Here is a 13,933-nt window from a genome sequence, read left to right as displayed (position 1 = left end):
ACGAACCCAATCGCCCGCCCGGCGGGTCACCGCCCCTTGAGGCTCCGGAGGGTGCGGCCGATCTGGAAGTGGCAGAGGGCGATGGCGCAGGCGTCGGCGACGTCGTGAGGCTCGGGGAGTTCGTCCAGGCCCAGCTCGGTCTGGATGGCTCGCTGCATCTGCTCCTTGGGGGCGCGGCCGCTGCCGGTCAGGGTCTTCTTGACCCGGGACGCGGCGTAGCCGAAAACGGGGATGCCCCGCGAGGCGGCGGCCAGGACGATGACCCCCCGCGCGTGGCCCATGAGGATCGCCGTGCGCGGGAACTTGACGTGGCTGTGGACCTTCTCCAGGGCGAGCGCCCCGGGGGGATACGCGGCCAGCAGCTCGAGGATGTTGCGGTGGAGGTAGTCCAGCCGCTGGCCCATGGCCCGGTTCGACGAGCCGGGGCGGATCACGCCGGCCTCGACCACGATCGGCCCGCGAGGGCCGGGGTCGACCACGGCGTAGCCCGTCACGTTCAGGCCCGGGTCGATGCCGACGACCCGGCCCCAGACCGGCGGGGCCGCCCCGTCGACGGGCTTCGCGCCTTCGAGTCCGCCTTCGGATTCGCACGATTCGGGCGTCATCGGGCCGACTCCTTCGTCCGGGGACGGGGCGGCCTCGTGCCGCCCCCCGTGCTGGTGTGGGATCGACTCAGCGTTTGGGTTCGACCCGCCAGCGGGTCCCCTCGGGGCCGTCTTCCAGGACGACCCCCAGGCCCGTCAGGCGGTTGCGGATCTCGTCGGCCAGGGCGTAGTGCTTCTCCTTGCGGAGGCGGGCCCGAAGCTCGATGAGGAGGCTCATGAGGTCGCCCGTCAGGGCGTCGCCGCCGGCCTGCTTCTTGTCCGGGAGCTTGCCGAACAGGCCCAGGAGGTTGCTCAGCTCCTTCAGGGCCGTCATCCCGGCCCGGTACTCGATCAGCTCGTGCGACGGCGAGTCCGGCGTGAGGCCCGCGGCCGTCCGGTTGAGGATGCGGACGATCTCGAACAGCTCGCCGACCGCCCCGCCGGTGTTGAAGTCGTCGTCCATCGCGTCGAGGAAGCCCCGTCGATGCTCCTTGACCTCGGCGGACTCGTCCCCCTCGCGGTCGTGCCGTCGCGTCGGGGCCTCCAGCGCGTCGAAACGCTCGCCGGTCAGCTCCTCGAAGCGGTCGAACGCGTGGTGGAACGTCTGGAGGCTGCGGGCGATCTCCGCCAGGCGGGTCGGTCCGTAGTCGATCGGCCTTCGGTAGTGGCTGGAGAGCAGGAGCAGGCGGATGGCGTCGGGTTCGTACTCGCCCAGCAGGTCGGCCATCAGGACGATCGTGTCCGGGTCGGACTTGGAGATCTTGCGGCCCTCGCGGGTGAGCAGCCCGTTGTGCATCCAGTAGGAGGCGAAGGGGACTCCGGTGAACGACTCGGACTGCACCAGCTCGTTCTCGTGGTGGGGGAAGACCAGGTCGAGGCCGCCGCCGTGGATGTCGAAATGCTGGCCCAGGATCTTGAGGCTCATGGCCGAGCACTCGATGTGCCAGCCCGGCCGGCCCGGCCCCCAGGGGCTCTCCCACGAGGGCTCGCCGGGCTTGGACGCCTTCCAGAGGGCGAAATCGCCGGGGTTGCGCTTGAGGCTGGAGGGCTCGATCCGGGCCCCGGCCTGCAACTCCTCGGGGTCGCGGTGGCTGAGCTTGCCGTAGGAGTCGGCCTTCGAGACGTCGAAGTACACGTCGCCGCCGGAGGCGTAGGCGAACCCCTTGTCGATCAGGCCCTGGTTGATGGCGATGATGTCGCCGATATGCTCGGTCGCCCGGGGCATGTGGTCGATGCCCGTGACGTTCAGGGCCTTGAGGCAGTCGAGATAGTCGGCCGTGACCCGCTCGGCCAGGTCCTTGACGGTCGTGCCGTCCTTCTGGGCCTGGACGATCAGCTTGTCGTCGACGTCGGTGATGTTGACGACCCAGGAGACCTTGTAGCCCAGGTAGGCGAGGTAGCGCTTCACCGTGTCGAAGATCACCGGGCCGACCATGTGGCCGATGTGGCTGTTCGAATAGACGGTGGGCCCGCAGACGTACATGCCGACCTTGCCCGGCGCGACGGTCTGGAACGGCTCCTTGGTCCGGGTCAGCGTGTTGTAGACTCGAAGCGCCATGGGATTCGCGTTCTCTCGCGGGAAAGGGGATGGGACGCGGGCGGTCGGCTCAGCGGCCGGGGACCAGCGGCTCGATCAGGACGACGGCGTGGCATTCGATCGCCTCGGCCCGGCCGACCGGCCCGACGTGCTCGCCGGTCTTGGCCTTCACGTTGACGGCGCCCTCGGGGAGCCCGAGGAGCCGGGCCAGGTTGGCCCGGATGGTGGCCTTGTGGGGGCCGAGCTTGGGGGCCTGGGCGTGGACGATCACGTCGCAGTTGACCGGCTTCCAGCCCTCGGCGGCGACCCTGTCGACGACCTCGGCCAGGAGCCGCGTGCTGTCCAGGCCGCGCCACTCGGGCGCGGTGTCCGGGTAATGCTCGCCGATGTCGCCCAGGGCCGCCGCGCCGAGCAGGGCGTCGGCCAGGGCGTGGCAGACCACGTCGGCGTCGGAATGCCCGGCCAGGCCGAGTGGGTGCTCGATCCGCAGCCCTCCCAGGATCAAAGGGCGTCCTTCCACCAGGCGATGCGTGTCGTGACCGATTCCTACGCGCACGGGTCCGCTTTCCACTTGTCGGGCGACGGGACGTCGGGGCCCCCCGGAGGCCGCCGGATGCCCCCGCCGGGGCGCGACGGGTTGCGCACGAAATCGTAACCACCGCCCGGGCCGGTGACCATCCCAAGCAACGACACTGGCTCCCGTTCCCATTTTGACGAAAGGGAAGCCGGTCTTTGGAATTTTGGGAAGAGAAGGTTCAAGTCGTGTACTTTTGACTAGAGGGTTCGAGGCCTGGCGTGACACTTGAGAAAAATTTCAAATCCCTTTTCGATCAAGATTTGCGTCGATTCCCGGATTCGGTCGAGGTGACCGTGGCATCCCGGCTGCTTAGAGTAACTAGCGTCAAGGGCGACCCGGCTGGGGGTTCGAGACACGAAGTCGACTGGGCTTCGTAGAGGACCCGGCGAAGGACGCTTACCCAATCGCAAGACGCTACAGCCACCGAGCAAGGAGGAACGCGATGCTGGTTCTCAGCCGCAAGGTCAACGAGAAGATCGTCATCGACGGCGGGATCGTGATCACCGTGGTCAAGATCGAAGGCGGTCAGGTCCGCATCGGCATCGAGGCCCCCAGCGACGTGAAGGTGTACCGCGAGGAGCTGCTCGCGAAGCGGGCCGCCGGTCGCGTCGAGGAAGCCGTCCTGGCCGGCGTCTGAGCCCTCGCCTCCGCAGGATCGGGCCGGCGAATGATGCGGGCCGGCTCCGAGCGTCATTCTCTCTTGGAAGTAAGAGGATCGGCCTTCGGGCCGGGGGACATGAGCCCGCTTCGGGGCCTCCGGAGGGTGGCCGGCGAGACGTCCGGACCGTCCGACGAATTCCCGGGGCGGGGCGGGATCTGAAGCTAGCCAAGGGCGGGAGCCCTGGGTATACTTTGGGTTTCTCGCCGGTTCGTGCGAGCCGCGACGCGGGAAGCGGAGCCTCGGGTCCTGGCCCGATGAGGGTTCCCGACTCGGCCTGGAGGCCGCGTCGACGCCCGGTGCGCGGTCGATCGCAGGGCTCGCTTGTGTTGGAGTTCCTCGGGGCCGCCGGTTCGGAAGGCGATACCGGTCCGATCCATCTGAAGGGAAAAGAGGGAAGATCAACGTGGTGAAGTTACGGGTTCGCGCGGGAGAGTCGATTCAGGAAGCGGTCCGACGGTTTCGGAAGCTTTGCGAGCGGAGCGGCCTCCGCAAAGAGATGCGCCGCAAGGCGTACTACGAGAAGCCCAGCGAGCGGCGCCGTCGCGAGGAACTGAAGCGACTCCGCAAGGCCCGTCAGCACCAGAGCTCCCGGGTCTGAGTCTCGCCTCCCCGGCTTGATTCCTCATTCCGCCCGGCCGGGCGCGTCCCGCGACCTTTCGCGGCGACCCCAGCCTTGAAACACGGAGCGTAAGACGCCCGACGACCCGGGGAGGAATCGCCTCCCCGGGTCGTCGGGCGTCGTTTCGAAGTCTGTTCCGAACGGTACTGCCGAGCCTCGGGGCTCAGACGTGGACCTCGGCGGTCGTCGCGGATCGGCCGGCGTAGCGGCGACGGATGGGCTCGATCTCGGCCTCCAGGAACTCGTCGACCTGGGCGGACGAGCGGCCGGTGAACTTGGCCGGGTCCATAACCCCCTCGAAGTCCAGGCTCGGGAAGGCCGAGTCGGTCCGGAGCCGGTCGACCAGGTCGTTCGCGCCGGCCCCCGCCTTCATCCGCGCGGCGGCTTCCAGCGAGTGGACCCGGATCCGCTCGTGGAGCGTCTGACGGTCGCCGCCGGCCTGGACCGCCGCCATCAGCAAGTTCTCGGTCGCCATGAACGGCAACTGCTCGGCCAGGCGCCGGGCGATGACCGGCGGGTGCACGACCAGCCCCGGCACTACATTGTTATAGAGGGTGAGGACGGCGTCGATCCCCAGGAACGCCTGGGGCAGGATAAGCCGCCGGATGGCGCTGTCGTCCAGGGTCCGCTCCAGCCACTGGGTGGCCGCCGTATCGGCCATGCCCGACACCTGGCTCATGACATACCGCGCCAGCGAGCACATCCGCTCCGCCCGCATCGGGTTCCGCTTGTAAGCCATCGCCGACGAGCCGATCTGCTCGGATTCGAACGGCTCCTCGACTTCCTGTTCGTGCGCCAGCAGCCGCAGGTCCATGCCGAAGCGATGGGCCGACTCGGCGATCGACGACAGGGCGGCGACCGTCAGCGAGTCCACCTTTCGTGAATACGTCTGGCCCGAGACCGGATAGGTCTTCTCGAAGCCGAACGCCGCCGCGACCCGGGCGTCCAGCTCGCGGACCTTTCCGTGGTCGCCGTCGAACAGGGCGAGGAAGCTCGCCTGGGTGCCGGTCGTCCCCTTGACGCCCAGGAACCGCAGGTCGTCCAGCCGGCGCTCGATCTCGCCCAGGTCCAGGATCAGCTCATAGCACCAGAGGGTCGCCCGCTTGCCGACCGTCACGAGCTGGGCCGGCTGGAAGTGGGTGTAGCCGAGGCAGGGCTGGTCCTTCCACTTCGTCGCGAAATCGGCCAGGGCCTCGATCGCGCCGACGAGCTGGTCGCGGACCAGCGTCAGGGCCTCGCGGGTGAGGATAAGGTCGGTGTTGTCGGTGACGTAGCAGCTGGTCGCCCCCAGGTGGATGATCGGCCGGGCGGCGGGCGCGGCGTCGCCGAAGGCGTGGACGTGAGCCATCACGTCGTGGCGGAACCGGCGCTCGTAGGCCTCGGCGGCGGGGAAGTCGACGTCCTCGACGGCCGCCTTCATGGCCTCGATCTGGTCGTCGGCGATGTTCAGGCCGAGATCGCGCTCGGCCTCGGCGAGGGCCACCCAGAGCCGGCGCCAGGTCGAGAACTTGACCTGCGGCGACCAAAGGTGGGCCATCTTGCGGCTGGCGTAGCGCTGGATCAGGGGATTGTCGTAGGTCTGATAGTCTTTCATGGGCCGATCGATCGATGGGGGGCGAAGGGGGGGAGGATGGGGACGCCGGCGGACGCCGCGGCTCGCGCGGCGGTCCTCGTCCGATCCGATCAGATGCCGGCCAGGGCGTGGGCCCGGCCGACGCGGGCGATGGCCCGGTAGAAGGCGGCCGTCCGCATCGAGATCTTCTTGCGGGCGGCCAGGTCGTGGATGTCGTGGAACGCGTCGACCAGCTTGCGCTCCTCCTCGCGCTGGATCTGCTCCAGCGGCCACTTGAAGTTCTGGAGGTTCTGGACCCATTCGAAGTAGCTGACGATCACGCCGCCGGCGTTCGCGAGGATGTCCGGGACGACCGGGATGCCACGGGCGTTGAAGACCTCGTCAGCCTCGGGCCAGGTGGGGCTGTTGGCCCCCTCGACGATCAGTTTGGCGCGGACGGCCTCGGCCGTCGGCTTGTCGAAGACGCCCCCCAGGGCCGCGGGGATCAGCATGTCGACCTCGGACCGCAGCAGGTCCTCGTTCGTCGAGGGTTCCGCCCCTTCGAAGCCGACGACCTTGCGGGCGACGGCGACGTGGCGGTCGAGCGCGGCGACGTCGATGCCGTCGGGGTTGGCGAGCGCCCCGTAGGCGTCGGAGACGGCGACGACCCTCGCCCCCTCCTTCGCCAGGAACCGGGCCGTGTAGCCGCCGACGTTCCCGAAGCCCTGGATGGCGACTGTGGAGCCGCCGACCGTCCGGCCCATCGCGCCGAGCATCTCGCGGGCGATGATCGCGACGCCGTAGCCGGTGGCGGCCTCGCGGCCGGCCGAGCCGTGCAGCTCGACCGGCTTGCCCGTCACCACGGCCGGGTTGAAGCCGGCGTACTTGCCGTACTCGTTCATGATCCAGGCCATCACCTGGGCGTCGGTCCCCATGTCGGGCGCGGGGATGTCCTTGACCGGGCCGATGACGTCCTGGATCTTCTCGGTGAACCGCCGGGTCAGGCGCTCGATCTCGCCTCGGGAGAGCTTGGTGGGGTCGCAGTTCACCCCCCCCTTGGCCCCGCCGAAGGGGAGGTCCACCAGGGCCGTCTTCCAGGTCATCAGGCTGGCCAGGGAGCGGGCCTCGTCCTGGTCGACCTGGGGGTGGTAGCGAAGGCCCCCCTTGAACGGCCCCCGGGCGTTGTCGTGCTGCACCCGATAGCCGATGAAGTTGCCGATCCGGCCGGAGTCCATCTCGATGACGACCTCGACGCGCACCTCGCGGTCGGGCGTGACGAGCAGCGTCCGGATGTTGTCGGACAGGTCGAGGAGCTTGGCGGCCTGGTCGAAATAGTGGCTGGTGGCCTCGAACGCTTGCATCGCGACGCCGATCCAAGGATAACGGAGCGGTGAGGTCCCGCGGGGACGGGTGGACGGACGACCCGGACCGATCCTAACCGGACCTCCCCCCCACCCGCAACGGCAATGGCGGGCCCGTCCGCCCCCCGGCCGGCCCGCCGCCCCCCCGCTTCCATAACCCGCTGAATCCCCCAGGAAGGTGCCCGCGCGATGTCCCCCTGGAAGCTCGCCGAGATCACGTACGGACAGGTCAAGGCCGGCCCCCCGTTCCAGGCGGCCGTGCTCCCCCTGGGCGCCACCGAGCCCCACAACCTCCACCTCCCCTACGGCACCGACACCTTCCAGGTCGAGGTCGTCGCCGCCTGCGCCTGCGAGCGGGCCGCCGCGCGGGGCGCCCGGGTCCTCCAGCTCCCGGCGATCCCCTACGGGACCGAGACCAACCAGATGGAATTCCCGCTGGCGATGAACCTCAACCCGTCCACCCTCGCGCGGGTGATCGGCGACCTGGTCGCGTCGCTGGCCAAGCACGGCGTCAATAAGCTCCTGCTGCTGAACGGCCACGGCGGCAACGACCTCAAGTGGGTCCTCCGCGAGCTGCACGGGTCGACGCCCGTTCATTTGTTTCTGTGCAACTGGTTCAAGGTCGGGGCAGACCGCTCGGCCTCGATCTTCGAGAAGCAGGACGATCACGCCGGCGAGATGGAGACCAGCATGGGCCTGGCCTTCTTCCCCGAACTCGTGGCGCTCGACCAGGCCGACGAGGGGGCCGTGCGACCCTCGCGTTTCGAGGCCGTCGCCAGGGGGTGGGTCGAGCTCACCCGCCCCTGGCATCGGCTCACCACCAACTCGGGATCCGGCGACCCCCGCGCCGCCACCGCCGCCAAGGGCGAGGCCTACACCGACCTGGTGGCCGATCGCATCGGCGCCTTCCTCGCCGACCTCGCCGCCTCGCCGCTCGACGACGACTTCCCGTTCCGCCCGTCCTCGGGATGAGCCGCCCCCGGATCGCGCCGCCCTCCCCGGATGCTCGCGGCTTCATGACTGGAGATCGGAACATGACGATTCGAGCCGCCTCGACGATCCTCGGCGCCGGGGCCCGGCTGGCCCTGATCCTGACGGCCCTCCCGCTCGCCGCCTGCTCCTCGCGGACGTCGGACCCGGCCGAGTCGCCTAAGAAGGACGGTCCCTCGGACGTTAAAGCGGAAGTCGTCGAGACCAGGGACTATCCCTTGCGGGGCGAGGTGCGCAAGGTCGACGCGGCGGGGCGGGAGTTGCAGATCCGCCACGAGCCGATCCCGGGCTTCATGCCGGCGATGACGATGCCCTTCAAGATGCCGGAAGCCACCGACTTCGAAGACTTCCGCGCCGGCGACGTGGTCGAGGGAAAGTTGAGGGTTCAGTCGCGTCGCGGCGAGACGGTCGATTACGACCTGGTGGACCTGGAGGTCGTGAAGCCGGCGATCGGCTCGCCGCTCGTGCTGGAGGTGACGAAAGGGCTGCCGCAGCTCGTCGCCCGCCCCGAGCGGCTCCAGCTCGGGGACGAGGTGCCGGACTTCACGATGATCGACCAGGACGGCCGGTCGCGCAAGCTGTCCGAACTGCGGGGGTTCGTGGTGGTCCTTACGTTCATCTACACGCGCTGCCCGCTCCCCGAGTTCTGCCCGGCCATGGATCGGAGGTTCTCGGAATTGTTTCGATCCGTTTCGGCGACTTCGGAGCGGTCTTCGCGGGTGCGGCTGGTCTCGCTCTCGTTCGACCCCGACCATGACACGCCCGAGGTCTTGCGCGAACATGCGCGGATCCGAGGGGCGAAGCCGCCGGTCTGGACCTACGCCACGGCGTCGCACGAGGACCTGGGGCGGATCGCCCCGCGCCTGGGCCTGACCTTCGGCCCGGTCAAGGGCGAGATCGTGCACAACCTCTGTACGGCCGTGATCGGGCCGGAAGGCAGCCTGGCCCGGCTCGAGGTGGGGACGAAGGCCAACGCCTGGACGACGTCCGACATGCTCAAGACGGTGGCCGAGATCCTGCCCGCCGCCGCCCCCTGATCGGCCCCGACGCGGGACGCGAGTCGCTGGAGCCCTAAGGTTTTCGGGCCCGGCGGCGCCGCGCGCCGAGGGCCTCCGGCACGCGCCAACAAATGGACGGATCAACGTGATTAAAGTTTGCAGATTCCGATTGACAAGAGATAAACGAACTATAAAATGTCGACAAGCACCCACGTTGAGATACGTTCGCGCAAGGCTGTGAACGTCTCGTTGTGCGTGCCGCCGGGTCGGTCGGCCCGTGCTCGGGCCCGTCCCGCATGCCCCCCAGGCGACGTCCGCCCCCGGAAGATCGTCCTCGCCGCCCCCGCCCTCGCGGGGCCGAGACGCCCGGGTCGTCGTCCCCGGCGTCGCATCGCCAGAGTTACGTACAGCTTAGGAGGACGAAGTCATGGCAGTCGCCAAAGCAAGCCTCAAGTCCGCCGCCCCGAAGGCGGCCACGCCCAAAGCGGTCGCGCCCAAGGTGGTCGCGCCCAAGGCGGTCGCCGCGACGAAAGCGGCCCCCGGTCGAACCAAGGCGGTCAAGGCGGCCGACCAGCGTTTCCAGCAGGCCAAGCGCGCCTCGATCCTGCTCAAGCACGTCAGCGACCCCACCCGGCTCCAGGTCATCCTGATCCTGGCCGAGGGGGAGCGTCACGTCGGCGCCCTCTGCGCCCAGCTCAGCCAGAGCCAGCCGGCGGTCAGCCACCACCTCGCGCTGCTCCGCCACGGCAACATCATCGCCCCCCGTCGCCAGGGGAAGAACAACTTCTACAGCCTCACCGACACCGGCTCCGAACTGGCCCGGGTGGTCACGAACCTCATCGGCTGACGCCGACCTGGGGGTGAGGGGTTTGTTTTAATAAGTGCACAAAGAAGGCCGGGGCGATCGACTCGCCCCGGCCTTCTTGCGTTCGTCCCGACAGCCCCCCCGTCCTATCATGGCAGCAGCCGGCGGCCGACCACCGTGTTCAGGTTCAGCATGCTCCGCCTGTGCCGGACGGCCGTGTCCAGATAAGCCTTGACGTTGTCATTGTAGACCCGCTGGGCCTCCAGATAGGTGACGACGTTCGCCTCGCCGCTCTGGAACAGGGTGAACCGGTCGTTCTTCGACTGTTCCGAGGCGGGGATGATCTCGGTCCGGATCCGCTGCACGATCTCGCGGGTGACGGCGTACTCGCGGGCCGCCTGCACGACCTCGGTCTGGACCTTGCGCTCGATGTTGGCGAGCTCGACCCTGGACTGCTCGATGTTGATGCGGGCCCGCTCGATGTTCCCCTGGTTGCGGTTGTAGATCGGCATCGGGACGGTGAGCCCGAGCGCCCAGGAGTAGGCGCTCTTGGTGCCGGTGGGCGAGTTGTCCTGGAAGGTGTACGGCTGATAGAGGACGTAGGCGTCCTGATAACGGTTCGCCATCGCCAGCCGCAGGCCCGCCTCGGCTGCGCGGACGCCCAGGCGGAAGGAGACGACGTCGGGGCGGCACGCGAGGGCCATCTGGACCAGCTCCTCGGTCGGCGGCGGCGGCGGCGCCCGATCTTCGATCGAGCCGGTGAACTCCAGCATCTCGGCCTGGTCCGGCGGAATGTTCAGCATCATCCCGAGCGTCCGCTTGGCGCGCCTGAGGTTCTCCTCGCTGTCGAGCACGCCGACGGCGGCGATCTCCTGCTGAGATCGCACCTGGCTCACGTCGGCCCGCGACGCCATATCCTTCTCATAGAGGAGCTGGGTCGCCCGGATGAGCCGTTCGAACCCCTCGGAGCTGGCCTCCGCGTAGCGGTTGATCTGCCTGGCGGAAAGAATGTCCACATAGGCCGTGTAAAGGTTGTTCAGCTCGAGTCGGACGGCGTCCTGATACTGGGCCTCGGTGATGTGCAGCACCTGATCGGCGTAAACCGTCCGCGCCCGCCGCTTGCGCGAGAAGTCGACCGGGTGGGAGATGTTCACGTCATACTGGGTCTGGCCGCCCGGCCGCTGCTCGGTGTACCGCCCGTAGGGGACCATCTGGGCGTCGGCGAAGAAGATCGGGTTGGCACGGAGGCTGGCGGTCAAGACGTCCGCGCGGGCCTGGGGGATCTCCAACGATTTCGAACGCAGGTCCAGGTTCTCCTGGATCAGGCGGTCCATCGCCTCTTCGATCGTCATGCCCCCCGGAGGGCCGGCGGCTTCCTCCTCGTCGGGCAAGGAGAGCGAGCCGTACAAGGGGGCCCGGGGGATCGGCAGCGCCTCGGGCGCACCGAGGGCGCGAGGGCGGGGCGTCGGGCTGTCATCCGGGGAGCTGATCGAGGTCGGCACGCGAGGCGTCGACGTGCCGCCGCCCGCCCCCATCAGCGGCTGATCGCGCCCCGGCTGTATACCGAAGGGCCCGGTGTCGGTCCCCGGGGCCGTCCCCAGCCGCGAATCCATCGAGCCGGGCGTCGCCTCGCCCAGGGACCTCGGGAGGGATTCCGCCGCCTCGGCGGGGGCGCCTTGCGCCCGGGCCTCGCCGATCGACGCCGTCTGAATTCCCAGGAACGCCAGGCCGCTCAGGACCAGGATCCACGAATTCTTCCGCCTCCCGCCGCATTGGGTCGTCACCAGCTCCTCCTTCGTCTGTCCTTGGAGGCGCGGCCCGCGCCTCACCCAACGATCGACCCAGGATCTCCGAGCATCCTGCTCTGCGATGCTTATCGGTCGATCTTTCCGGGGAGGTTGAAGGGATCTTAGCTAGACCTCCGGGCTTGCCTGAATTCGGCAAAGCGTGTCTTTTCCGCGGAATCGCTGGAATCCGAAATCTCTCCCCGCCCCAACTGGTCGCGGAAGTCCCGACGCGTGTCTCACGCGTGATACCGGAGATTCGGAGGAGGCCACTATTTTGCGACCTTCCGGAGGGTTACGTTATCCAGAGCCGATCGGAGCGATTCCCTCCGAGGCGGGGCCGAGCCGGGCAGGGGAGTGAGGCGGCAGATGAGCCAGAACCGACCGGAAACGACGGGACTTCGCGCGGGGATCGACCGTCGCGAGTTTCTGCGAGCGGGAGCGGGCCTTGGGGCGTGGGGCGTCGTCGGGCCGAGGGGGCTGCCACTCGGCCGCGCGGTGCCGCCTGGCGATCGCGCGGTGATCCTGCTGATGCTCGTGGGGGGCCCGAGTCAACTGGAGACCTGGGACCCCAAGCCCGACGCTCCCGATGGGGTGCGCGGGCCGTTCGATTCGATAGCGACCCGTACCCCCGGCGTGCGGATTTGCGAGCACCTCCCCCGACTCGCCGCCCGGATGGATCGGCTGGCCTTGATCCGTTCGCTCTGCCACGACGAGGCGCCGATCCACGAGACGGGGCTGCAACTGATGCAGACCGGCCGCCTGAGCCGGGTCGACGAGCACCCCCATTTCGGCGCGACGGCGGCGCGGCTCCTCGGCGTCGAGGGCGCGGCGCCGGCCTTCGCGGCGGTCCCGGGGCCGATCGGCAACACCGGGGTCGAGCTTCCTCGCGGCCAGACCGCCGGGGGGCTGGGTTCGAGCTGCTCGCCCACCTTCCTCGACCCCGATCGTCCGCCGCTGGACCCGGTCGACCCGGCGGTGCGTCGGGCGCTGAGGCTCGACGCCGAGCTTCCCCGTATCAGGGAAGCCTATGGCCCGACCCGGTTCGGCCGGAGCTGCTTGCTCGCCAGGCGGCTCGTCGAGGCCGGGACGCGGGTGGTGACGGTGAACATGTACGACGCGGTGTTCGACCGCGTCACCTGGGACTGCCACGGCTCGCGGCCGTTCAGCACGCTCGACGACTACCGGCGCGAGGTGCTGCCGACGTTCGATAGGGCCATTTCCGCGCTTCTCGACGACCTGGAGGGGCGCGGGATGCTGGAGACGACGTTGGTGGCGGCCGTCGGCGAGTTCGGCCGCACGCCACGGATCAACGTCTCGGGGGGCCGCGACCACTGGCCGGGCGTCTGGAGCGCGGCCCTGGCCGGGGGGGGCGTGCGGGGCGGGCGGGTCGTGGGCGCCAGCGACGGGCACGCCGCCGCGCCCGTCGACCGGCCGGTCTCACCTCGGGAATGGGTGGCGACGATGCAACACGCGCTCGGACTCGACTCCTCGTCGATCGACGGGACGAGCGACGACGGGCCGGTCCATGAGCTGTTCTCCTGACGGATCGGATGCATCGGACGACGTGAAGTGGCGATAAAAAGCGAGCCGACGCGGGTTCGTGGAGGGCGTCCGAGATGAGCATCGTGTTTTTCTGTCCGCAGTGCGGGGCCCGATTCGAGGTGGGCGAGCAGGCGGCCGGCAAGGTCGGCCGCTGCAAACGCTGCGGGGAGCGGATCGCCGTTCCCCCGCCGACGCCCGTGGCGGTCGGGGCCGCGGCCGGGGCGTCGATGACGAGGGCGGACGCGGCCGGGGCGGCGACCGGCGCGCCGGCGTGGCTGGAGCGCATGACCAGCCAGGTGGCCCTGGCGCCCCTGACCATCGAGAAGATGCCGGGGCTGCGCAAGCCCGCCCCCAAGCCGTCCCCGCTGGACGACCTGGGGGACTCCAAGCCGTACGGCCTGGTCGAAAACTACAAGATCCCCGCCGTGGAGCGAGGCCGGAGCGCCGGCGCGGCGGGCGAGGTCAAGATCGCCTGGCGATGGGGCCTGGGCTCGATCCAGAAGACCTTCCGGCGGCTGAACGAGTTCGCCTACCTGATCTCGGTCCCGTTCATCATGATCATGCTCATGGGGGCCACCGCCCGGAATCGGAGCATGGCGCTGTTCGGCGCCGAGGTCGTAGTCCTGCTCAACATCGGCCGGATCGTCACCGGGCTGGCGAACATCCTGGCCGTCCCCTTCCGCGAGGGGCCCGTCACCGGCCTGCTGTTCCTCTTCCCGCCCTACACGATCAAGTACATGATCGACCACTGGAACAAGCTCCGCCGGCCCGTCCGCCGGGTGGCCATGCCCATGCTCACCATCGCCCTGGTGGTCCTCGCCTTCCTGTTCCTCCCGTCGCTCTCCAAGACGTCGGCCGCGAAGGCCGGCGACTCGGAAACCTCCTCCGTCCAGGGACGCTGAACCCCCCCGTCCACAACG

General features: G+C 69.1%; 13 protein-coding genes. 7 read left to right on the top strand and 6 right to left on the bottom strand.

Going from position 1 to position 13,933, the window contains the following annotated elements; genetic code table 11:
- Positions 1 to 26: 26 nt before the first annotated feature.
- The 3 genes from G6O68_RS04185 to ispF form a co-directional block, all read right to left on the bottom strand.
- On the bottom strand, positions 27 to 605 hold the full coding sequence (locus G6O68_RS04185) for a crossover junction endodeoxyribonuclease RuvC (RefSeq protein ID WP_165245131.1): 579 nt from the start codon (positions 603 to 605) through the stop codon (positions 27 to 29).
- A gap of 67 nt (positions 606 to 672) precedes the next feature.
- Positions 673 to 2,142 (bottom strand): cysteine--tRNA ligase, encoded by a 1,470-nt coding sequence (cysS, locus tag G6O68_RS04180; protein ID WP_165245129.1) that lies wholly within the window; start codon positions 2,140 to 2,142, stop codon positions 673 to 675.
- Between the two features lie 49 nt (positions 2,143 to 2,191).
- The gene (gene ispF / locus G6O68_RS04175; RefSeq protein WP_165245127.1) at positions 2,192 to 2,677 is read right to left on the bottom strand and encodes a 2-C-methyl-D-erythritol 2,4-cyclodiphosphate synthase; all 486 of its coding nucleotides are present in this window, start codon (positions 2,675 to 2,677) and stop codon (positions 2,192 to 2,194) included.
- Positions 2,678 to 3,140: 463 nt separating this feature from the next.
- On the opposite strand from ispF, the gene csrA reads away from it, so the two are divergent.
- Entirely contained in the window at positions 3,141 to 3,335 is a 195-nt protein-coding gene (gene csrA / locus G6O68_RS04170) for a carbon storage regulator CsrA (RefSeq protein ID WP_165245125.1), read from the top strand.
- 427 nt (positions 3,336 to 3,762) lie between these two features.
- Positions 3,763 to 3,957: a 30S ribosomal protein S21 gene (gene rpsU / locus G6O68_RS04165; RefSeq protein WP_197490704.1), complete on the top strand. Its 195-nt coding sequence runs from the start codon at positions 3,763 to 3,765 to the stop codon at positions 3,955 to 3,957.
- A gap of 184 nt (positions 3,958 to 4,141) precedes the next feature.
- Here the strand turns inward: rpsU and purB are convergent, their stop codons facing one another.
- Both purB and G6O68_RS04155 read right to left on the bottom strand, forming a co-directional pair.
- Positions 4,142 to 5,572 carry an adenylosuccinate lyase gene (gene purB / locus G6O68_RS04160; RefSeq protein WP_165245123.1) on the bottom strand — a complete coding sequence of 477 codons (1,431 nt, stop codon included), beginning with the start codon at positions 5,570 to 5,572 and terminating at the stop codon, positions 4,142 to 4,144.
- A gap of 89 nt (positions 5,573 to 5,661) precedes the next feature.
- Positions 5,662 to 6,891, bottom strand: coding sequence for a Glu/Leu/Phe/Val family dehydrogenase (locus G6O68_RS04155; RefSeq protein ID WP_165245121.1), 1,230 nt, complete (start codon positions 6,889 to 6,891; stop codon positions 5,662 to 5,664).
- Positions 6,892 to 7,080: 189 nt separating this feature from the next.
- Here G6O68_RS04155 and G6O68_RS04150 point away from each other — a divergent pair, with 189 nt between their 5' ends.
- The 3 genes from G6O68_RS04150 to G6O68_RS04140 all read left to right on the top strand — a co-directional run bounded on the left by G6O68_RS04150 (position 7,081) and on the right by G6O68_RS04140 (position 9,726).
- Positions 7,081 to 7,863 carry a creatininase family protein gene (locus G6O68_RS04150; protein ID WP_165245119.1) on the top strand — a complete coding sequence of 261 codons (783 nt, stop codon included), beginning with the start codon at positions 7,081 to 7,083 and terminating at the stop codon, positions 7,861 to 7,863.
- Positions 7,864 to 7,925: 62 nt separating this feature from the next.
- Positions 7,926 to 8,918, top strand: coding sequence for a copper-binding protein (locus G6O68_RS04145; RefSeq protein ID WP_165245117.1), 993 nt, complete (start codon positions 7,926 to 7,928; stop codon positions 8,916 to 8,918).
- Positions 8,919 to 9,306: 388 nt separating this feature from the next.
- Positions 9,307 to 9,726: an ArsR/SmtB family transcription factor gene (locus G6O68_RS04140; protein WP_165245115.1), complete on the top strand. Its 420-nt coding sequence runs from the start codon at positions 9,307 to 9,309 to the stop codon at positions 9,724 to 9,726.
- Positions 9,727 to 9,833: 107 nt separating this feature from the next.
- Here the strand turns inward: G6O68_RS04140 and G6O68_RS04135 are convergent, their stop codons facing one another.
- A complete protein-coding gene (locus tag G6O68_RS04135) occupies positions 9,834 to 11,468 on the bottom strand; it encodes a TolC family protein (RefSeq protein ID WP_165245113.1) in 1,635 nt (544 codons plus the stop codon).
- Between the two features lie 369 nt (positions 11,469 to 11,837).
- On the opposite strand from G6O68_RS04135, the gene G6O68_RS04130 reads away from it, so the two are divergent.
- Together G6O68_RS04130 and G6O68_RS04125 are read left to right on the top strand one after the other, a co-directional pair.
- The gene (locus G6O68_RS04130) at positions 11,838 to 13,013 is read left to right on the top strand and encodes a DUF1501 domain-containing protein (RefSeq protein WP_165245111.1); all 1,176 of its coding nucleotides are present in this window, start codon (positions 11,838 to 11,840) and stop codon (positions 13,011 to 13,013) included.
- A gap of 74 nt (positions 13,014 to 13,087) precedes the next feature.
- A complete protein-coding gene (locus G6O68_RS04125) occupies positions 13,088 to 13,915 on the top strand; it encodes a hypothetical protein (RefSeq protein ID WP_165245109.1) in 828 nt (275 codons plus the stop codon).
- The last annotated feature ends 18 nt before the right edge of the window (positions 13,916 to 13,933 follow it).

This window comes from Paludisphaera soli, from assembly GCF_011064595.1.
In the GTDB taxonomy this organism is placed as follows: Bacteria; Planctomycetota; Planctomycetia; order Isosphaerales; family Isosphaeraceae; genus Paludisphaera; species Paludisphaera soli.
Note: the sequence above shows the minus strand (reverse complement) of the source record. Positions and strands in the feature narration are given on the sequence as shown.